The organism is Aliivibrio logei (assembly GCF_001691055.1).
GTDB classification, from domain to species: Bacteria; Pseudomonadota; Gammaproteobacteria; order Enterobacterales; family Vibrionaceae; genus Aliivibrio; species Aliivibrio salmonicida.
Genome location: NZ_MAJU01000024.1, coordinates 252426 through 273920 on the forward strand (window position 1 = coordinate 252426; position 21495 = coordinate 273920).

The 21495-nt window shown below is 40.8% G+C and carries 20 protein-coding genes; 5 read left to right on the top strand and 15 right to left on the bottom strand.

Annotation, left to right across the window (positions count from 1 at the left end; translation table 11 throughout):
* Nucleotides 1–83 precede the first annotated feature (83 nt).
* From cspE to ilvG, 5 genes are all read right to left on the bottom strand, one after another.
* Entirely contained in the window at nt 84–293 is a 210-nt protein-coding gene (gene cspE / locus A6E04_RS16780; RefSeq protein ID WP_012548956.1) for a transcription antiterminator/RNA stability regulator CspE, read from the bottom strand.
* A gap of 277 nt (nt 294–570) precedes the next feature.
* Nucleotides 571–2103, bottom strand: coding sequence for a threonine ammonia-lyase, biosynthetic (ilvA, locus tag A6E04_RS16785; protein WP_065611935.1), 1533 nt, complete (start codon nt 2101–2103; stop codon nt 571–573).
* 4 nt (nt 2104–2107) lie between these two features.
* Entirely contained in the window at nt 2108–3964 is a 1857-nt protein-coding gene (ilvD, locus tag A6E04_RS16790) for a dihydroxy-acid dehydratase (RefSeq protein WP_017023499.1), read from the bottom strand.
* A gap of 26 nt (nt 3965–3990) precedes the next feature.
* Nucleotides 3991–4239 carry an acetolactate synthase 2 small subunit gene (gene ilvM / locus A6E04_RS16795; RefSeq protein ID WP_012548959.1) on the bottom strand — a complete coding sequence of 83 codons (249 nt, stop codon included), beginning with the start codon at nt 4237–4239 and terminating at the stop codon, nt 3991–3993.
* A 3-nt stretch (nt 4240–4242) separates the two neighbouring features.
* Nucleotides 4243–5886 (bottom strand): acetolactate synthase 2 catalytic subunit, encoded by a 1644-nt coding sequence (gene ilvG / locus A6E04_RS16800; RefSeq protein WP_017023500.1) that lies wholly within the window; start codon nt 5884–5886, stop codon nt 4243–4245.
* Between the two features lie 404 nt (nt 5887–6290).
* On the opposite strand from ilvG, the gene A6E04_RS16805 reads away from it, so the two are divergent.
* The gene (locus A6E04_RS16805) at nt 6291–7817 is read left to right on the top strand and encodes a YifB family Mg chelatase-like AAA ATPase (RefSeq protein ID WP_012548947.1); all 1527 of its coding nucleotides are present in this window, start codon (nt 6291–6293) and stop codon (nt 7815–7817) included.
* A 99-nt stretch (nt 7818–7916) separates the two neighbouring features.
* A complete protein-coding gene (locus tag A6E04_RS16810; protein ID WP_023604452.1) occupies nt 7917–8774 on the top strand; it encodes an acyltransferase in 858 nt (285 codons plus the stop codon).
* A gap of 66 nt (nt 8775–8840) precedes the next feature.
* Here the strand turns inward: A6E04_RS16810 and A6E04_RS16815 are convergent, their stop codons facing one another.
* The 5 genes from A6E04_RS16815 to A6E04_RS21205 all read right to left on the bottom strand — a co-directional run bounded on the left by A6E04_RS16815 (nt 8841) and on the right by A6E04_RS21205 (nt 12721).
* On the bottom strand, nt 8841–9440 hold the full coding sequence (locus A6E04_RS16815; protein WP_026469807.1) for a thiol:disulfide interchange protein DsbA/DsbL: 600 nt from the start codon (nt 9438–9440) through the stop codon (nt 8841–8843).
* Nucleotides 9441–9489: 49 nt separating this feature from the next.
* Nucleotides 9490–10473, bottom strand: coding sequence for a serine/threonine protein kinase (locus A6E04_RS16820; protein WP_065611936.1), 984 nt, complete (start codon nt 10471–10473; stop codon nt 9490–9492).
* Nucleotides 10474–10531: 58 nt separating this feature from the next.
* On the bottom strand, nt 10532–11950 hold the full coding sequence (gene ccoG, locus A6E04_RS16825; protein WP_017023504.1) for a cytochrome c oxidase accessory protein CcoG: 1419 nt from the start codon (nt 11948–11950) through the stop codon (nt 10532–10534).
* Nucleotides 11951–12175: 225 nt separating this feature from the next.
* Complete coding sequence (locus tag A6E04_RS16830) at nt 12176–12439, bottom strand: YihD family protein (protein WP_017023506.1); 264 nt, start codon at nt 12437–12439, stop codon at nt 12176–12178.
* 114 nt (nt 12440–12553) lie between these two features.
* Nucleotides 12554–12721, bottom strand: a complete 168-nt coding sequence (locus A6E04_RS21205) for a hypothetical protein (RefSeq protein ID WP_017023507.1) — start codon at nt 12719–12721, stop codon at nt 12554–12556.
* Between the two features lie 252 nt (nt 12722–12973).
* Here A6E04_RS21205 and A6E04_RS16835 point away from each other — a divergent pair, with 252 nt between their 5' ends.
* Both A6E04_RS16835 and trhA read left to right on the top strand, forming a co-directional pair.
* Nucleotides 12974–13759 carry a sporulation protein gene (locus tag A6E04_RS16835; protein ID WP_017023508.1) on the top strand — a complete coding sequence of 262 codons (786 nt, stop codon included), beginning with the start codon at nt 12974–12976 and terminating at the stop codon, nt 13757–13759.
* A 101-nt stretch (nt 13760–13860) separates the two neighbouring features.
* Nucleotides 13861–14508, top strand: a complete 648-nt coding sequence (trhA, locus tag A6E04_RS16840) for a PAQR family membrane homeostasis protein TrhA (RefSeq protein ID WP_017023509.1) — start codon at nt 13861–13863, stop codon at nt 14506–14508.
* 93 nt (nt 14509–14601) lie between these two features.
* Here trhA and A6E04_RS16845 read toward each other — a convergent pair whose 3' ends face one another.
* From A6E04_RS16845 to def, 5 genes are all read right to left on the bottom strand, one after another.
* Nucleotides 14602–16047, bottom strand: coding sequence for a TrkH family potassium uptake protein (locus tag A6E04_RS16845; RefSeq protein ID WP_023604457.1), 1446 nt, complete (start codon nt 16045–16047; stop codon nt 14602–14604).
* A gap of 2 nt (nt 16048–16049) precedes the next feature.
* A complete protein-coding gene (gene trkA / locus A6E04_RS21210) occupies nt 16050–17426 on the bottom strand; it encodes a Trk system potassium transporter TrkA (RefSeq protein WP_012548968.1) in 1377 nt (458 codons plus the stop codon).
* Between the two features lie 24 nt (nt 17427–17450).
* Nucleotides 17451–18731: a 16S rRNA (cytosine(967)-C(5))-methyltransferase RsmB gene (gene rsmB, locus A6E04_RS21215; RefSeq protein WP_065611945.1), complete on the bottom strand. Its 1281-nt coding sequence runs from the start codon at nt 18729–18731 to the stop codon at nt 17451–17453.
* Nucleotides 18732–18833: 102 nt separating this feature from the next.
* On the bottom strand, nt 18834–19781 hold the full coding sequence (gene fmt / locus A6E04_RS16860; RefSeq protein ID WP_026025619.1) for a methionyl-tRNA formyltransferase: 948 nt from the start codon (nt 19779–19781) through the stop codon (nt 18834–18836).
* 20 nt (nt 19782–19801) lie between these two features.
* Nucleotides 19802–20311: a peptide deformylase gene (gene def / locus A6E04_RS16865; protein WP_012548971.1), complete on the bottom strand. Its 510-nt coding sequence runs from the start codon at nt 20309–20311 to the stop codon at nt 19802–19804.
* 117 nt (nt 20312–20428) lie between these two features.
* On the opposite strand from def, the gene A6E04_RS16870 reads away from it, so the two are divergent.
* Entirely contained in the window at nt 20429–21490 is a 1062-nt protein-coding gene (locus A6E04_RS16870) for a LysM peptidoglycan-binding domain-containing protein (RefSeq protein ID WP_065611937.1), read from the top strand.
* Nucleotides 21491–21495: the final 5 nt, after the last annotated feature.

Here is a 21495-nt window from a genome sequence, read left to right on the forward strand (position 1 = left end):
ATTTATTCGTGTTATTTAAATAACAGGTAAAAAAAATGCTGACCGAAGTCAGCATTTTTTAAAATTCAATTCGAAAGTTCGAATTATTCGCCAACAACGTTGCTAGCTTGTGGGCCTTTTTGACCTTGTTCAACTTCGAAAGAAACCTTTTGGCCTTCTTTCAGAGTTTTAAAACCTTCAGATGCGATTGCACGGAAGTGAACGAATACGTCAGCGCCGCCGTTATCTTGAGTAATGAAGCCGAAACCTTTCTCTTCGTTAAACCACTTAACGATACCAGTTGTTTTAGACATAGTGTATATCCTAATTTTTTTAATTAAATAATTCGCATAATGCGAAGTTGTAGCCATAAAGAATTATTTATTTGAGGTAAAACATATGTAAAAAAGCTTCAAGCATAACTGGTAAAGCAGTATAACGAAGGTTTCAAAATCATAATATTACAGATAAATAGGTCTGTTTACAGGCCGAGAAAAATAATAGCACTTTTTAACTGATTGTATAGCATAATTTCAAAAATCTATGAAAATAAGGCCAGTTTTTTTCTGACCTTACTCATTACTTATGGTGTTATGAGAGAAAGAATTGATAAGCTGGGTTATTAGTTTCATCTTTGCATTGATAGCCAAGCTCTTCTAAATGCTTAGAAAAATCAACAAGATCTGAATCTCTCAACTCAAAGCCACATAAGACTCGACCGTAATCAGCACCGTGGTTACGGTAGTTAAATAAGCTTATATTCCAATGTGTACCTAATGTACTTAAAAATTTAACAAGTGCACCGGGGTATTCTGGAAATTCGAAGCTGTATAGACGTTCTTTAAGTGGTTTTAGTGGTTTTCCACCGATCATATAACGGATATGAAGCTTTGCCATTTCATCATCAGAAAGATCAACAACAGGATAGTCACCTTGTTGTAAGTCATGAATGATATTATTCAGCTCTTCTTGCCCATCTTGTAAACGAACACCCACAAATATATTGGCTTTTTTATCGTCATGATAACGATAATTGAACTCTGTAACCGCCCTTCCACCAATAAGATTACAAAACTCAAAGAATGCTCCCTGACGTTCTGGAATAGTAACGGCAAGTAACCCTTCTCGTTTTTCGCCTAATTCACAGCGTTCTGATACATAACGTAACCCATGAAAATTAGTATTTGCACCTGAAAGCACCGTACTTAGTTGTTTATCTTTGAGTTGATGCTGGTCAGCGAATTTCTTTAATCCAGCTAAAGCGAGTGCACCTGATGGCTCGGCAATTGCTCGAGTGTCTTCAAAGATGTCTTTTACTGCGGAACAAATCTCATCGCTAGAAACGGTAATATGACCATCAATATATTGTTGGCATAAACGGAACGTTTCATCACCAATTCGTTTAACGGCAACCCCATCAGCGAACATACTCACTTGATCGAGAACTACAGGCTCTCCAGCATCTAAAGCGGCTTTTAAACAAGCTGAATCTTCTGGTTCTACGGCGATGACTTTTATCTCTGGCATGAGCTGTTTAATGAGAACGGCAACTCCCGCGGCTAAGCCACCACCACCAACCGGAACAAAAATATAATCTAAATGCCCATTTTGTTGCAGCATTTCCATTCCAATCGTTCCCTGACCAGCAATCACTAAAGGATGGTCAAATGGGGGAACAAACGTATAACCGTGAAGTTGTGATAATCGTTCGGCTTCGGCTTTGGCTTCATCAAAGTTACTGCCGTGAAGGATTACTTGGCCACCAAAACCTTTAACCGCTTCTACTTTTATATCAGGGGTGGTACGTGGCATAACTATTGTGGTTTTAATTCCGAGTTTCGTGCCTGATAATGCCATTCCTTGCGCATGATTTCCGGCAGAGGCTGCGATAACCCCTGCTTTCTGTTGCTCTTCGGTTAAGCTCGACACCATATTGTAAGCGCCGCGAAGTTTAAACGAGTGAACGGGTTGACGATCTTCTCGTTTTAATTGAACTCGGTTTTGAATTCGTTCAGACAAACGGGGCATGTCTTGAAGCGGCGTTACTGTCGCCACATCATAGACCGGTGCCCGTAAGATCTGACGCAAGTATTCTGCGCCAGTTTGATAAGAAGGTGTTGTCATAAATTTACCCTTCTAACTTAGATCTATCACGTACCGCGCCTTTATCTGCACTGGTCGCCATCATTGCGTAAGCTTTTAGTGCAAAAGAGACTTCACGTTGACGATTAACAGGCTTCCAACCTAACTTATCTTGCTCTGCACGACGCTCGCTTAATTCCGCTTCTGGTACATCAAGCGTGATAGAGCGGTTTGGAATATCAATAGTGATGATATCCCCTGTTTTGACTAAACCAATTGTGCCACCACTTGCGGCTTCAGGTGAGGCGTGGCCAATAGAAAGACCAGAAGTGCCACCAGAGAAACGGCCATCAGTAAGAAGTGCACACGCTTTACCTAATCCCATTGATTTTAGATAAGTCGTTGGGTACAACATTTCTTGCATACCTGGGCCGCCTTTAGGACCTTCGTAGCGAATAACAACCACATTTCCTGCTTTTACTTTTCCGGCTAAAATACTTTCTACAGCGGTATCTTGGCTTTCAAAAACAATGGCAGGGCCTTGGAATTTAAGGTTATCTTCATCAACACCAGCGGTTTTTACAATACAGCCGTCAACCGCGATATTACCAGAAAGAACCGCTAGGCCACCTTCTTGGCTAAAGGCATTTTCTTTGGTTCGAATACAGCCATTTTCACGGTCATCATCAAGGCGATCCCAACGACAATCTTGTGAGAACGCTTTTGTAGTACGGATTCCTGCAGGGCCAGCACGGAAGAATTTAAGTACCGCTTCATCGTCTGTTTGCATGATGTCGTATTGTGCTAATTGTTCTTTCATGGTTAAACCAAGCACAGTATTGGTATCGTTATTAAGTAACCCTGCACGATCTAACTCACCAAGGATAGCCATAACGCCACCTGCACGGTGAACGTCTTCCATGTGATATTTAGGTGTTGAAGGTGCCACTTTACATAGATGAGGTACTCGACGAGACATCTCATCAATATCATCCATATCAAAATCGATTTCGCCTTCTTGAGCGGATGCTATTAGGTGAAGAACGGTATTACTTGAACCACCCATCGCAATATCTAGCGCCATTGCATTTTCGAACGCCGCTTTGTTGGCAATATTACGTGGCAGAGCCGAATCATCGCCTTGCTCGTAATAACGCTTAGTTAGAGTAACGATGCGTTTACCTGCATTGATAAACAATTCTTCACGATCGGCATGAGTAGCAAGCATTGATCCATTACCCGGTTGAGATAACCCTAATGCTTCAGTTAAACAGTTCATTGAGTTGGCGGTAAACATACCAGAACATGAACCACAAGTTGGACACGCTGAACGTTCTATTTGCTCGCTTTGTGCATCAGAAACCGTTGGATCAGCGCCTTGGATCATGGCATCAACTAAATCAAGTTTAATGATTTGATCTGAAAGTTTAGTTTTGCCTGCTTCCATTGGGCCGCCAGAGACGAAAATTACTGGGATATTTAGACGCATTGCCGCCATCATCATTCCTGGAGTAATTTTGTCACAGTTTGAAATACATACCATGGCATCAGCACAGTGTGCGTTTACCATGTATTCAACGGAATCTGCGATCAGTTCACGAGATGGCAATGAGTACAACATGCCTCCGTGTCCCATTGCGATGCCATCATCGACAGCAATGGTATTGAATTCTTTGGCGATACCACCTGCTTTCTCAATCTCGCCTGCCACTAATTGCCCCATGTCTTTAAGATGAACATGACCGGGTACAAATTGGGTGAATGAATTTACTACGGCAATAATTGGCTTGCCAAAGTCTTCTTCTTTTACGCCAGTAGCACGCCATAATGCGCGTGCGCCAGCCATATTACGGCCATGAGTGGTGGTAGCTGAACGGTATCTGTTTTTAGGAGTGGTAGACATATTGTTTAATCCTTTAAATTTTTATCTTATGTTCGATGTAATGTAGCGACATTAACGGTGGTTATGTCCCAAAGCTTCTCTATTTGATTCGTTAGAAGGCTAATGGGACGATCGCTTTCAACAATAATTTCGATAGCAGCGACACCATCTGATTGGTTTTGAGTCGCAAGCACTTGTTTAATGGCAAAGCCACGGTGACGAATGACGCGCAATACTCGTTCTAATAGAACGGGCTTATCCGTCGCTTTTATCTCTAAAATATAACGTTGTTGCATGCTCTATCCCTCTACCATGTCTTGGTTTGCTGCACCCGGTGGAACAAGTGGCCATACGTTCTCTTCTTCAGAGATAAGTACATGCAACATATAAGCTGTTTTGCTTTCTAACATCTCTTTTAATGCTGGTTCCACTTCTTCTTTGCGTGTGATCGTTTTACCTGGAATGTTGAAGGCGGCGGCTAATGCGACAAAGTCAGGGTTGTCATCAAGAATCGTTTCACTATGGCGGCCATCGAAGAACAGTGATTGCCATTGGCGAACCATGCCTAAACGTTGGTTGTTTAGTAGAACCATTTTTACAGGAATTTGCTTACGTTTTAATGTACCTAATTCTTGAACGTTCATCATGAACGAACCATCACCAGTGATAAGAATGGACTCATCATTAGGGCGAGCGACTTTCGCGCCCATGGCAGCCGGTAAGCCAAAACCCATGGTGCCAAGGCCTGCTGATGTTAAGTAATTTTCAGGAGCTCTTGGTTGAATGTGTTGTGCAGCCCACATTTGGTGTTGACCAACATCGGTAGCAACAATAGAACTGTCAGGCATCATGTCTGATAATTGTTTAAGCAATAATGGGGCGTAGATAAGATCACCAGGATGATCGTAGGACCACTTAAACTCACTGCGGAGTTCTGATACATGAGCGAGCCACAATGATAAATCTTGATTAGCATGAAGTTGTGGCAAAATCACATTAATATCACCACGTAATGTCGCATGGGCATGACGCAGTTTATTAAATTCAGCCGCATCAATATCAATATGAATGACTTTTGCGTGAGGTGCAAAGCTTTCTAGTTTTCCAGTTACTCGGTCATCAAAACGAGCGCCGACTACCACCAGTAAATCCGATTCTTGAACGATTAAGTTTGCGGCTTTTGTTCCATGCATCCCAACCATCCCCAAATAATGAGGGTCGTGACGTTCAATGGAACCAAGTCCTTTTAATGTACTAACTGAAGGCATTGGATTGGAGATTAAGAAATCACGAACGGCATCTGTCGCATGACCTAATTGAACACCACCACCGACGTATAGTACTGGTTTCTGGCTTTCTTGTAGTAATGCGATCGCGGCATCGAGACTTGCTTGGCTTGCTACTGGGATTTTTGGTGGCTCAAAATGAGGCAATACCGTCACTGGCGCTTCAGCGACTTGCACATCTTTGGCTATATCAATCAGAACAGGCCCGGGACGACCTGATTTAGCGACTTCAAATGCCTCTGCAATAACAGGAGCGAGATCATTAATATCAGTCACTAGGTAGCTGTGTTTCGTACAAGAAAGTGACATACCAATGACATCCATTTCTTGGAAGGCATCAGTACCAATAAGGTGACTAGCGACTTGGCCAGTAATTGCAACGAGAGGGATAGAATCAAGCATGGCATCAGCAAGACCAGTAATTAGGTTAGTCGCACCCGGCCCAGAAGTCGCAAGACATACTGCGACACTTTTAGTAGAGCGAGCCATACCAATAGCTGCCATTGCAGCCCCTTGCTCATGACGGCAGAGAATGTGTTCTACGCCACCATCATAGAGTGCATCATAAATTGGCATGATGGCTCCACCTGGATACCCAAATACGGTAGTGATCCCTTCTTGTAATAAGGCATTAACAACTAACTGTGAGCCATTCATACACTGTCGCTCCCTGCGTGAGTGATTGTTTCTCTATTCTTGCACATCATGCGCTCCCATTTCTTCCTGAATTCATAAAAAAACCCCCTTGCTTTTGGCTTGGGGGTTTTAAGTGTGCGTTGCAATTGCGACTTTTTGCTCACTCATCCCCGAGCGGTGATCAGAATCACCACTAGGACGTTTATAATGAGAATATTGAGCTGAGCAAAAAAGGTCATGGTATTTATCCGTATACGTGTTTTTTTTGATATTTCGTTACATTAACTAAGTGGTAACACAGACATGCCTCTCATGACAAGAAAAAACTCTCATTTTATTCACAATTCTCGTTCATTTAGCGCTTATATATAACAAATCAATGAAAGACGTTGAGATTATTGGGTTATAAATAATTGGGAATAAGAATGGGATTAGCAATAATACACAGTCGAGCATGCGTTGGTGTTGAAGCGCCAGAGGTTACCGTTGAAGTTCATATTAGTAATGGAATGCCGGGTTTTAATTTAGTTGGGTTACCAGAAACAACAGTAAAAGAAGCCAAAGACAGAGTAAGAAGCGCGATAATAAATTCAAACTTTGAATTTCCATCAAAAAAGATCACCGTAAACTTAGCGCCTGCTGATTTACCAAAAGAAGGTGGGCGATTCGATCTCCCGATAGCCTTAGGTATTTTGGCTGCCTCAGATCAAATCCCAAATCATAAATTAAAAGATCATGAGTTCGTGGGTGAGCTTGCTTTGTCTGGTGAATTACGACGAGTGAAAGGTGTGCTACCTGCGGCTCTCGCGTCATTAAAAGCCAATCGCAGTTTAATTGTTCCTGATGAAAATGGAGATCAAGCGGCTTTGGTTGGTGCGAATGTACATAAGTCTGCGCCTCACCTTCTATCGGTTTGTGGCTTTTTATGTGGGCAACAGCAATTGGGTTTATTTACGTCTCCGGTTATTGAGCACATTGATTTGCCTTTAGAGCGTGATCTCCAAGATATCATTGGACAGCAACAAGGTAAGCGAGCGTTAGAAATCGCAGCGGCGGGGGGACATAATTTATTGTATTTAGGCCCTCCAGGAACGGGGAAAACAATGTTGGCGTCACGAATGAGCGATTTGCTGCCTGAAATGACAAACGATGAAGCGTTAGAGACTGCCGCCGTCGCGTCACTGACTCATCAGCATATTAATGAATCAAACTGGCGTACTCGTCCTTTCCGTTCACCACACCATTCGAGTTCAATGGCGGCTTTGGTTGGTGGTGGTTCGATTCCCAGACCGGGTGAAATATCATTGGCTCACAATGGCATCTTATTTTTAGATGAAATGCCAGAGTTTGAAAGGAAAGTATTAGATTCTTTGCGAGAGCCATTAGAGTCGGGTGAAATTATTATTTCTCGTGTCGCTAGCAAAATGCGGTTCCCTGCCCGATTTCAATTGGTTGGTGCATTAAACCCGAGTCCGACTGGATACTATGAGGGGAACAATACGAGAACAAACCCTCAATTGATTTTACGTTATTTGAATCGAATATCCGGTCCCTTGCTTGATCGTTTTGATATGTCATTGGAGATCCCTCTTTTGCCTAAAGGGACGTTAACAGAAGGCGGAGATAGAGGTGAATCAAGTCTCCAAGTTAAAGAAAGGGTTAGGCTTGCTCGTGTGAAAATGCTAGAGAGAAGTGGAAAAATTAATGCATTATTGAGTAGCCGAGAGGTTGAAACTTATTGCCCACTAGAAAAGGAAGATGCGGTTTTTCTAGAAGATACACTATATCGATTGGGGCTTTCTATTCGTGCGTATCATCGAATAATTAAAGTGGCCAGAACCATTGCTGATTTATCTGGATCAGAGAACATTCAGCGTATCCATTTGGGTGAGGCCGTTGGTTACCGTGCTATGGATAGATTATTGAAACAATTAAGTGCTCAAGCGGTGTAGTGTCTTTTTCTTAAGATGAGAGAAAAGAGGGATAACAAAAAAAAGTCAGTCTTGGTATTATTAGCGCAATTTTTATCCCGCTAATCAATGAAGATTTTTATGTTTGCTAATATTCGACTCGTCATTAGTGCTTTGCTTGTAATCCTAAATACGGCTCTGACGTCATTTATTATCAGCTTTTTTGCTGTAATTAAACTTATTCTGCCTTTTCCTTTCGTGAAGAAATTAATGGTATCAATGGCGAATAAAACCTTATGGTGTTGGGCTACGTTGAATTTATGGATGCTCAATATTAACAATACAATTGATTGGGTTGTTGATGGGGGGGAAACGCTATCCCAAGAAAAGTGGTATTTATTATTATCTAACCACGTAAGTTGGGCTGATATCGTTATTTTATCCTCCGTGATGAAAGATAAAGTGCCAATGACTAAGTTCTTTTTGAAATATGAATTGCTCTATGTTCCCTTTGTCGGACTTGCATGTTGGGGGGCGGATATGCCCTTTATGCGCCGAAACCCTGAACGCAAAGACGATGACTTTAAAGCGATTCAAAAGTCGTGTGAAAACTTTCGCTCAGTGCCGACGACGGTGGTTAATTTTGTTGAAGGAACACGAGCGACGCCTGATAAATTAAAAGAAGCGCGTACGCCTTATCAACATTTGTTCAAGCCAAAGATTGGTGGTGTGGCATTTACGTTATCAGCGATGGGTGAACTGTTTGATGGAATCGTTGATGTGACGTTAGCTTATCCTGAAAATCAAGACTCTCCATTTATAGATATGCTACAAGGCAAATTAACCAAAGTGGTTGTTCGGATAACACTTCATGCTAATGATGAAAAAGTGAACGGCGATTATTTTGGAGATAAAGTATTTAGACGCGGTTTTCATCAATGGATTAATGAGTTATGGAAAGAAAAAGATGAGTATCTACAGCGTATCTTGAAAAGATAACCTCTTTATTCTATAGATAAAAAAAAGGGAGCGATTATCGCTCCCTTTTCTATTTAAATCGTTAATTTACTTTTTAAGCAACCAGTTAACTAATTCGTAGTATTCTTCGGTGCTTTTGATTTTGCTTGTCTCAACCAGATATTTATTATTAACAATAAGCGCTGGAACACCAGTCAATCCACTGTCTTGGAATGATTTATCGAAACGGTTAACCATAGAGTTAATAGCAAAGCTGTTGTATGTGCCATCAAACTCATCTGCATTTACGCCTTCATCTAAGAAAATTTGACGTAATTCTTTGTCATTACGTGGTGGCTTTTGCATAGAATGGATACGATTAAACATCACAGGAACCATCTTGTCTTCAATACCAAGAGAAACCATTGTTGCGTATGCTTTACTCATTGATAGGCCCATTTTTCCGCCCATGAATGAAACGTGAGTTTTCTTAAAAGTAGCGTTTTCTGGCAGCGTTTTTTTGAGACCTTGGATCAGTGGTTCAAAGCTATTGCAGTGTGGACAATAGAAAGAAAAGAACTCATTTACTGTCGGTGTTTTTGATTCTGGAAGGTTAAGAACCTTGTAATAATCGCCTTCAGTGAAGTTTGCTGCATTCACTGAAAAACTAAGAACTAAAGCACCAAACAGTGCCATCATTGTTTTCATCATGTTTAACTTTCTCCAATCCATTTGTGTTTGTTTTATTGTATTTTTATTACCATTGAGGCATCAACTCTAAAGGTGCTTCGTTTAACGCTGCTATTTGCTCTTTAAAACCAAGTACCTGACTTTCCCAATATTTTGCATCTGAAAACCATGGGAAAGCAATAGGAAACGCGGGATCTTGCCAACGTTTTGCTAGCCATGCCATGTAGTGTACCATTCGTAGACCACGCAAAGGCTCAATTAGTTTCAATTGGCTATGGTCAAAATCGCAATATTCAGAATAAGCTTCAACGAGAATATCTAACTGAACTAACTTATCTTGACGATCGCCATTAAGCAGCATCCACATATCTTGTGCTGCAGGGCCATTTCTTGCGTCGTCCAAATCGACGAACAATGGACCATCACGCCATAAAATATTGCTTGGGTGGCAGTCACCATGTAGGCGAATCGCTTTACTTGGTTGCCAATGTTGTTCAATTCGATTAATTAACAGGTCGAGATCGGAGAAGAAACTGTTTTCTAAATAAGAGGGAATGAATGAACTATTCTCTAACAGCTTTCGTGGTTGATAGAGGTACTCATCTAAGCCTACCGTTGGACGATGAGTAAATAACTCTGCTTCACCTACTTTATGAATTCGGCCTAAAAATCGCCCTACGCATTCAAGCTGATCAAAATTATCCACTTCAAAGGTGCGCCCGCCTAGGCTATCAAAAAGAGCAAACCAATAACCTTTAGCGAAATGAAGTGTTTTGCCATTTATTTCTAACGGTGCAGCAACGGGAATGTCTTGTTGTACAAGTTGTTTCGCAAATAAGTGTTCTTCTAATATTTGGGCTTCTGACCAGCGTTGAGGTCGATAAAATTTCACAACGAACCGACGCTTGTGTTCATCGCTAAATTGATAAACGCGATTCTCATAACTGTTTAAGGCGAGGAATCCTGATTCAGCTCTTACGCCAATATCTGCGAGGGCATACCACAATAAATCAGGAGTAAGTGTACTGAAATTAAAAGCGTGTTCAGACATAGGGTGCTCTCAAATAAAAAGGGCTCATCATGAGCCCTTTGAGTCAATAATAGAGTGATTATAGCGGTTTAAAGAAACGGCTTTCTGTTTTTATCACTTGTTCATCATCATTTTTAATCTCAAAAACAATCGTGGTTATCGTCTTAGTTAAGTTCTCACTACTCGCCCCTAGGCTCATTGGAAGACTTAATACCTCACCGGGTTTAACGTTCACATTTTGTGGGCCGTACCAAGTTGTGTTTTCAATACCAGAAACAGATAATTGGTAATGTTGTGGTTGTTGGGTTTTATTTATAATTTTTAAAGTATAAGTGTTTTCAACCAAACCAGAATTGTTCATACGCGATAACTGATTTCTGTCGCGCAAGATATCAAGCCCCATCGGATCGACTGTCGCTATTTGAGCTAAGAACAACCCAACCATTAAGATCATGACAATGCCATAACCTATCAGTTTTGGTCGCATTACGTGCGTTTTGTGTCCCGCTAATTTATGTTCCGTGGTGTAGCTAATGAGATTTTTTTCGTAACCCATTTTATCCATGGTTTCGTTACATGCATCGATACAAGCGCCGCAGTTTATGCATTCATATTGAAGACCATCTCGAATATCAATTCCCGTAGGACAAACCTGAACACATAAATTACAGTCAATACAGTCTCCTAACCCTAGTGCTTTGTGGTCTTTTTTACGAGAGCGAGGTCCTCTGCTCTCTCCACGCTTTGGATCGTAACCAACGATGTAGGTGTCTTTATCAAACATGGCTGATTGAAATCGAGCGTAAGGACACATATGCAAACAAACGATAGAACGCATCCATCCCGCGTTTCCATAAGTACATGCGGCAAAGAATAAAATCCAAAATGCAGGTAGAAAATCGATATTTAAGGTGAAAAAATCAATAACGAGTTCTTTTACAGGCACAAAATACCCAATAAAAGTGATGCCAGTAGCAATGGCAATAGCAATCCACGCACAATGTTTGAGTGTTTTTCTAAGCAATAAACTCGATGTCATTGGTAGTTGATCTTGCTTTCTTCGTTTATTGGCTGAACCCTCTAATTTTTCTTCGAACCAAATGTACATAAATGTCCAAACCGTTTGAGGACATAGATAACCACACCAAACACGGCCTAAAAAGGTGGTGATAAAAAAGAGACCGAAGGCGGCAATGACAAATAAAAGAGCAAGTAACGTGAGATCTTGAGGAAATAAGGTCGTGCCAAAAAAGTTGAATTGTTGGCTTCCAATATCCAATAAAATGGCTTGACGATCACCAAAGGAAATCCATGGGGTTAATACGAATAGAGCTAATAAAAACCAACCACCGTAACGGCGTAATTGTTGAAATGTGCCTTTACTTTGGCGAACATAAATACCCGTGCTGGGATTAAAGCGGTCACCGCTGGATTTGTGGGTTTTTGGGTTGAATTGCTTTGGAGTCACATCCTTGATGTCGATTTTATCCTGACTCATGTTTATTCCTAATTATTATTATGGGGTATATATCAGCGATATTATGTTGAGCATTGTTGTATTTATGCAGATATATAAAGACATTGCGGTTGAATTATAACTTGATGATGAGAAGGAATACGTAAGAGGGTTCAAATTTAGTTAAAAAAGTGTGTTTTATTTGGTTGGAAAACGATCTAATTCGTTAGAATAAATTAGATCGTTAAACGGAAATAAGCGAAAGGCCTACAGTAACCCGCGCGCTTTTAAGATGGCCGTTTTAAAATCGGTTTCGTGGTCTTTGGCTAAACCTGGGATCATGTCTGTTTTTTTGCTGTTACGCATTTTCAGATGATAGATAAGAACATCATCGGTTAGATCTTCAATTTTCCCTTCGTATTTTGTTTCTTCTGCTAGTTTTACAATAAATTGCATTAAGTTTAGTTCGGGTTCTTTTTTCCATTCTGGATGAATGAGTTCGATTAATTCGTTAACGCGATGGCATTTCATTGAGCAGTCTCCTTATAATTATTAAGGATAAGTATATCGAAATTTTATGGGAAGTTAGAGAGGGAATTGCAGGATTATAAAAAGAAAAAAGCGCAGACAAGCTGCGCTATTTTATTATGCCGCACATGAAACTACTTTCGGAGCTTCGATTTTTTCTGAAACAATTAATGTCATTTCAGGAACGTTCTTTTTTGCTACCGATGCTTTTACAAAATGAGAACGGCGGCGATCCACACTGTGCGTTGAAGCAGAGTGTGAAGACCTGACAGTCATAGGACGCATGTATTATCTCTATAGCCAGGCTCATCCATGGCCAAATTAATGACCTAACTATTCATGAGAACACGTAAAGTGAACTCTTTTAGCTTGCGCTAATCCAAATGAATAGTCAGGAGTTTGTGTTTATAAAACACCCATTAAGAGTATCATAAACTGCCTATTAGTCGAGGTACATCTCAGTGTGATATTGGGATGTAGGTAATAATATTTGTATAATAAATTTGTCGATAGAACAAAATTAATGACGGAGGGAATATGTCATTTTTAAAGAAAACACTCGCATCGTTAGGAATAGGTTCTGCTAATGTAGATACAATTATTCACCATGAAGCCTTAATACCTGGGCAAAAAATAAAAATCACGATTGATATTACGGGTGGAGCAACGGCTCAAAGTATTGATAATATTGCGTTGAAACTGTGTTGCCAATATAAAAAAGAAGTTGAGCGACAAGGTGAGAATAATTCACGTAAAGCAATCATCAAGCAAACCTATGTGCTTGCTGATTGGAGCTTGCCCTATGCGTTTACGATTGAACCTAAGCAACAGCGTCAATTTGATATTGATTTGGATCTGCCATTAAATACACCGATTACGATTGGTGAGACAAAAGTATGGGTAGAAACGGGGTTAGATATTTCTTTGGGATTAGATCCCACCGATAAAGATCCGATAACCGTTAGACCAGATGAATTATTTGAGGGTGTATTAAGTGCGCTTGAAGGCGAAGGGTTGCGAATTCGTCAAGTTGAATGCGAAGCGGCGAGTGGATTTGAATTGCCTTTTGTACAAGAATTTGAATTTGTTCCATTTGATGGACCTTATCATGGTCGCTGGCGTGAGCTTGAAATTATTGCTTATAGAGACAGCGATAAACTCCAACTGTGGTTTGAGGTTGATAGACAACAAAAAGGATTGTCAGGTTTATTATCTACTTTTATTGGTAGTAATGAGCTGAAACGTTATTTGGAAATACCATCTGATACCCCTTCGGATATTGCGGGTCAGCAAGTGATTGATTTTTTAAATCAAACCACGTAAAGCAATAAGATGTATTTTAAATTGCCACATTTAAGCTTACAGTTGTACGCTTAAATGTGGCATACTGCTTTTATGTTGAGTAATCACTCTATGAGAGTCCTATGTCTACCACTACTCCTTATTCAAAAAAAGAAGAATTAGCCAATAGTTTAAGCCATGGTTTAGGGCTTGTTTTTGGTGTTGTTGCGTTAGTTTTATTATTGGTAAAAGCAAATGCAGTGGATGCAGACTGGTTAACTATCGCAAGTATGTCTGTTTATGGGGCCAGTATCATTTTATTGTTTTTGGCTTCAACGCTTTATCATTCTATTGCCGCACCTAAAGCGAAACGTTTATTAAAAACGCTCGATCACTGTGCCATCTTTTTACTTATTGCTGGCAGTTATACGCCATACTTATTAGTGAGTTTACGTACTCCACTTGCATACTGGTTAATGGCTGTGATCTGGGCTATCGCGTTGATAGGTATTATTGGAAAGATTGTTTTTGTCTATCGTTTTAAAAAACTATCCCTTATTACCTACCTTATCATGGGTTGGTTATCGGTTATTGCGGTGTACCAATTAGTGATTCATATCGATATTAATGGGGTGATTTTATTAGGCCTTGGAGGGGTAATTTATTCTCTTGGGGTTATTTTTTATGTGTCGAAGAAGATCCCATACAATCATGCTATTTGGCATCTGTTTGTTTTAGGCGGTTGTGTGACGCAATTCTTATCTATTTATTATTATGTTCAACCAGTATAAATAATTAGTATCGTTACTATAAAAAATGGCACTAGAGAGTCTCTGTTTATAAAGAGATCCTAGCGCCATTTTTGTATTGAGTTGAATGCGCACTTACCCTTTCCAAAAAGCAGGGAAGAAAAGAACCAATACCGTTAATATTTCTAGTCGGCCCATTAGCATTCCAATACTTAATATCCATTTAGCCGCATCAGGTAAGGTCGAAAAGTTACCTGTTGGCCCGACAATATGCCCCATTCCGGGACCTACGTTGGCAACTGCCGTGACGGCACTTGTTATGCTCGTTATTGGGTCAAGTCCTAGACTGCCTAACAATGCAGAGATAACGATGATGGTTAAGAAAAAAGTAAAAACCAAAGCAACGACAGAGCGTGCGATATCATCAGTAACTTGTCGTCCGTTATAACGTTGAACAAAAATACCGGATGGATGAATTAGCTTCATCATTTGTTTTTTCAACATGGTTGCTGCTATTTGAAAACGGAATATTTTTATCCCACCAGCCGTTGATCCTGAACATGCGCCCGCCATCATAACAAAAGCAAAGATAATTGCTGGGAATGCGCCCCAAGCGGTAAAGTCATCTAAACCAAATCCCGTCGTCGTAATCACTGAAATGATGTTAAATACGGACACTCGCAATGCATCCATAATTTCATAGTCATTATGATAAACCAACCACGCGGCTACCGATAAGCTAGTGATCAATATGAGTTTGAGATAACCAATAACTTGGGCATCTTTAAATAGGACTTTTGGATCTCGTTTTTTCAATACTTGGATAAAAAGTAAAAACGGTAAACCGCCGGTAAACATAAAGAAGGCTGCAACCCAATGGGTGCTATTGGAGAAGCGATTCATTGAGCTATCAGAGGTAGAGTACCCTCCTGTCGATAGCGTAGTGAAGGCATGGTTTATGGCTTCGAACGGTGTCATACCAGTAACGAGATAACTTAGAAAACAAAGTAAAGTTAAGGTTAAGTACACGTTTACAATGTATTTTGCGACATATTTAGTTCGAGGAGCACTTTTATCTGACCAGTCGGAGGACTCCGTTTGGAAAAGCCTCATACCACCGACATTCAGCATTGGAAGTACGGCCACTGCCATTACGATAAAGCCAACGCCACCTAACCACTGCAACGTCGATCGCCACAATAGAATACTTGGAGCCATCTCATCAAGACCACTGAGAACAGTCGAACCTGTCGTTGTAATACCTGACATTGTTTCAAAGTACGCGTCAGTAAAACTGATGTGGTTGATGAAGACAAAAGGCAGGGCAGCAAAGGCACTGGCAATCGTCCAGACTAGTGTCGTGATAAGGAACATATCCCGAACGCTCATTTTAAACTGTTTACTGCGACCAAAAGTTAAACAAGCAAATGCTACTATGTGAGTAATAGCAACCGCTTGTGCAAACTCAATAAAGCCAGCTGTACCAGTAAAAAGAGCAACAAGAGTTGGGATATACATGAATAGGGCTAGCTTAGACAGCACAAGCCCTATAACAAATAAGATCGGTTTATAATTGACCATAATTACAGAAAGAACGGGCTCGGTTGGAATAGGCGTTCAACATCCTGAACGTATTTTTTATCCACTAGGAACATAACAACGTGATCATCCTGTTCTATCACGGTTTTATCGTGAGCGATCAAAACTTCTTCGCCACGAACGATGGCACCAATGGTGGTACCCGGGGGGAGTTTAATATTTTGTACTTCTTTCCCGACGACCTTAGAGGTTGTTTCGTCACCATGCGCAATGGCTTCTATCGCTTCTGCAGCACCACGACGAAGAGAGGATACATTGACGATATCAGCACGACGAACATGGGTTAGTAAGGCTGAGATGGTTGCTTGTTGTGGAGAAATAGCAACATCGATCACTCCACCTTGAACTAAATCGACGTAAGCACTGCGTTGGATCAGTACCATTACTTTTTTGGCTCCCATGCGCTTGGCGAGCATGGCAGACATAATATTCGCTTCATCTTCATTGGTTACGGCGATAAAGACATCCACTTGGTCGATGTGTTCTTCACTGAGCAACTCTTGATCTGCCGCATCGCCACAAAAAACGATACTTTCTTCGAGTAATTCGGATAATTGCTCTGCACGTTTTAAATTACGTTCGATCAGTTTTACGCTGTAATTCTGTTCTAAACGTTTTGCTAAACCGGCTCCAATATTACCGCCACCAACGATCATTATGCGTTTATATGGTCGTTCAAGGCGTTGTAATTCACTCATTACAGAACGAATATGATTACTTGCCGCAACAAAGAAAACCTCATCATCCGCTTCAATAACGGTTGTTCCTTGCGGACGAATGGGACGTCCTTGACGGAAAATAGCGGCTACGCGAGTATCAATATGAGGCATGTGGTCGCGAAGCGCTGATAACGCATTACCAACCAATGGGCCTCCATAGTAGGCTTTTACCGCAACTAAGCTGACCTTCTTTTCGGCAAAGCTAGCCACTTGCAGTGCCCCTGGGTATTCAATCAAACGTTCAATATAACCGGTAACCAATTCTTCAGGAGCAATTAAGTGATCCACAGGAATTGCATCAGATTGGAATAAACGTTCTTTTTCTTTTAAGTATTCTGGTGAACGAATACGAGCAATACGGTTTGGTGTATTAAATAAGGTAAATGCGATCTGACAAGCGATCATATTCGTTTCGTCAGAGTTGGTGACAGCAACCAACATGTCTGCATCTTGTGCCCCTGCTTCTCTCAAAGTATCAGGATGGCTAGCAAACCCTTGAACAACGCGTAAGTCATACTTATCTTGCAGCTCACGTAATCGCTCTGAGCTTTTATCTACAACGGTAATATCGTTGTTTTCGCCCACCAAGTTTTCAGCTAATGTGCCACCAACCTGCCCTGCACCTAAGATTATAATTTTCATACCGATTGCTCGCTCGTGAGTCGATTATGCTTTTTGTAGAACGGCGTAATAGAAGCCATCCATATTTTCTTCACCAGGAAGAATTTGACGTCCAGGTTTTGCTGGGTCTGTATTATCCACTAGAGACGCGTTTTCAGTACGTTCTAAAAAGGCTTTTACTTGATCACAGTTTTCTTGTGGTGTGATTGAGCAAGTTGCATACACCATGGTGCCGCCTGATTTTAGTTGTAGCCACATTGCATCAAAGATTTCACTTTGTAATTCTGCAAGTGCCTTGATGTCTTCTGAACGACGTAGCCATTTAATATCTGGGTGGCGGCGGATAACTCCGGTTGCAGAACAAGGTGCATCTAATAAAATGCGATCAAATTGTTCACCTTGCCACCATTCTTCAGGGTGACGAGCATCGCCACAAATCACTTTAGCTTCAAGGTTTAAACGTTCTAGATTTTCGTAAACACGGGTTAAGCGAGTTTCATCACAATCAATAGCGACAACGTTTGTGTTTTTAGTGCGCTCTAGAATGTGCGCTGTTTTACCACCTGGAGCGGCACAGCAATCTAAAATCAGCTCACCATCTTGTGGTTGTAGATACTCAACAGATAGCTGTGCAGCGGCATCTTGTACGGATACCCACCCTTTTTCGAAGCCTGGCAATGTAAATACATCACGCGCTTTATCTAATAACAAAGCGTCTGTTGCTTGGCTGTGAGGGGTTACTGCAATCTCTTCTTTTTCAAGTAATGCAATGTATTCATCACGAGTGTGGTGTTGGCTATTAACTCGTAACCACATAGGTGCTTTGCTGTTGTTTGCTTCAACAATCGATTCCCATTGTGTTGAGTACGCTTCTTTTAGCATTTTTAGCAACCAACCAGGGTGACCGTATTTACCTGAATCGTGACTGATTGATTTTGCATCTAATTCTTCTTGGCTACGTTGGTAGCTTCGAAGTACACCGTTGATCAAACCACGCAGTTTTGGACCTTTTAGGTTTTTAGTGCCTTCAACGGTTTCGCCTACCGCAGCGTGTGCAGGAATACGCATGAAACTAAGTTGATAAATACCAACTAGGATCAGATGATGGAAAACACGTTGCTTTCCTTTTAATGGTTTATCCATTAAGGATTGAGCAACCGACTCTAAACGAGGAAGAAAGCGCAGTACGCCGTAGCAAATTTCTTGCAATAAGGCTTGGTCACGAGGTTTGATCTCAGATTGAGCCTTTGGAAGCGCTGAAGAGAGAGAATGACCCTGATCGACAACTTGATAAATAACTTTGGCTGCCGCAGCACGAACGTTCATGTCATCACCTAAATATGATTGGCAAAATAAAATGGCAAATACGATATTTGCCATTTAAAAAGTAAGGTGGCGATTATGCCACCTTTTTTATGTTTTGAAGAGTTAGTTCAGTGTATTACCCACTTCGAACCATTCTTTACGAGAATTCAAAATATCTTGAACGCCCATTGCTTTCTTTCCGGGTACTTGCAATTGTTCAAATACGATCGCATTTGAGCTTGTTGCTACATAAATACCGGTTTTATCTGCCTGAATGATCGTACCAGGCGTTGCATCACCTTCGTAGGTTTCAACACGGGACTCCCATACTTTGATGGCCTTATCGTCCACAGAGAAGTGACTCATCGGCCAAGGATTAAACGCTCGAACACAACGTTCAATCGTCTCTGCATCCATTGTCCAATCGATTTTAGCTTCTTCTTTACTTAATTTTTTTGCGTAGTTGGCTTTTTCATCATTTTGTTTTTCTGCAAGGGCATTGCCGTTTGCAATATCTGATAAGCAATTAACTAAAGCAATAGGACCAAGCTCTGCAAGTTTGTTGTACATCGATGCGCTTGTATCGGTCGCTTCTATTGGCAGAGTGGTGATATTTAGCATGTCACCAGTATCTAAACCGATGTCCATTTGCATAATTGTCACGCCAGTTTCTGCGTCGCCAGCCCAAATTGAACGTTGGATAGGAGCGGCACCACGCCAGCGAGGTAAAATAGAGCCGTGAACATTAATACAACCGAGTTTTGGTGTATCAAGCACTGCTTGTGGTAATAATAAACCATAAGCAACCACAACCATTAAATCTGCATTTTGGTCAGCTAATTCTTGTTTCGCGTCATCGCTTTTAAAGTTCTCTGGTTGGAAAACTGGAATCGCATGTTTTAGTGCCAATTCTTTCACAGGACTTGCCGTGAGTTTCTTCCCTCGACCCGCAGGGCGATCTGGCTGTGTATAAACACCAATAATCTCGTGATGAGAATCAAGTAGAGCTGCTAAATGGCGAGCCGCGAAATCAGGCGTACCTGCAAATATAATGCGTAAGGGTTTGTTCAAGTTAACCTCGGTCATCATGACTAATTTTTTTCGTTGAATTTTTTGATTTTTTCTAGCTTCTCTTTGATGCGTTTGCGCTTTAATGGCGACAAGTAATCAACGAATAATTTACCTTCAAGGTGATCTAATTCGTGTTGCACGCAGATTGCTAGTAAATCATCAGCATCAAAGCTAAATTCATTTCCATCACGATCCAATGCCGTTACTGACACTTCAGCAGAACGAGGAACCATTCCTTTTGCGCCAGGAACAGATAAACAACCTTCTTCTATACCGTCATCACCACTTTTTTGTGTAATAACAGGATTGATTAATACCATTGGTTCATCGCGTGTCTCTGATACATCGATAACCACGATACGTTGATGGAAATCGACTTGCGTTGCAGCAAGGCCAATGCCTTCTTCGTCATACATGGTTTCAATCATGTCATCGATGAATGTTTGGATTTCAGGTGTTACTGTTTTTACCGGTTTTGCTACGGTGCGTAGACGGTCGTCCGGGAACGTTAATACTTCTAATACGGCCATAATTACTCTAAATATTGAACTGCGCCGAAAACGGCATAAACCTAATAGCTCCAATTCTAGACATTTTATTAAGCAAATGACAGCATCGGTTCGAATGTCTGACAAGGAAAGCGGACCATGTTTAAAAAAATGCTGATATTAACCTCACTATTCACCACTATAACGCTATCTCCACTGTCTTTTTCTAACGAAGATAAGTTGATGTTAAAAAAGGATTACCCTGACACGTATACCGTAGAAAAAGGGGATACGTTATGGGATATATCCGCTCTCTTTCTTGATAACCCTTGGTTTTGGCCAAAGCTATGGAAAATTAACCCTGGTATCAATAATCCTCATTTAATTTATCCCGGAGATAAGTTGAGCTTAAGTTGGCATAACGGAAACCCTGTTTTAAGTCTTAAGCCGTTGCAAAAATTATCACCCAAAACTCGGATCATAGAAAAAGAAGCGGTTCCGACGTTAGCGCCTAGTTTAGTTGTCCCCTATTTAAAATCAGATCGTTTAATTGATGATGTTAATTATCGAGCGGCTTATCGAGTGTTGGGTACGAGTGACGGACGTAAGTTTCTTAGTTCAAATGAGCGAATTTATGTTGATGGTGAACTTTCACATAAGGAATGGGGTATTTATCGCGTAATTAATGAATTTAAACGTAGAGATAATAAAGAAAAAGCGTACGCACTGAAATCGATAGGTACTGCAGAATTGGTAGACAGCACGGAAGAATTTAGTGGATTGAGAGTCCTTAAACAACAACAAGAAATCACGATAAATGACATTGTTTTACCGTTAGACGGTAAGAGTAACTTATCACTAACCACTACGTTTTATCCGTTGCCCGCACCAACAAATAGTAAGGCTTCATTATTGGGTTCTATTGATGGCGGAGACTATTTGGCGGTTAATCAAGTGGCGGTGATAGATAAAGGGACAAATGACGGGTTACAACAAGGAAGTATGTTCGCATTAAAAGAAAAAGGGTACGCAGTAAAAGGAGATAAAGGTGAATATCATTATGATGACGAAAACAATAAAAAGAGTATTCAGTTACCAGAAACGGTGGTTGGAGAGCTGATAGTGATTCGTCCTTATGAATCATTTAGTTTAGCGTTAATAACTCGCAGTGAAACGCCTATTCATAAGCGAATGATTGTGACCTCACCACAGACAAAATAGAGGGA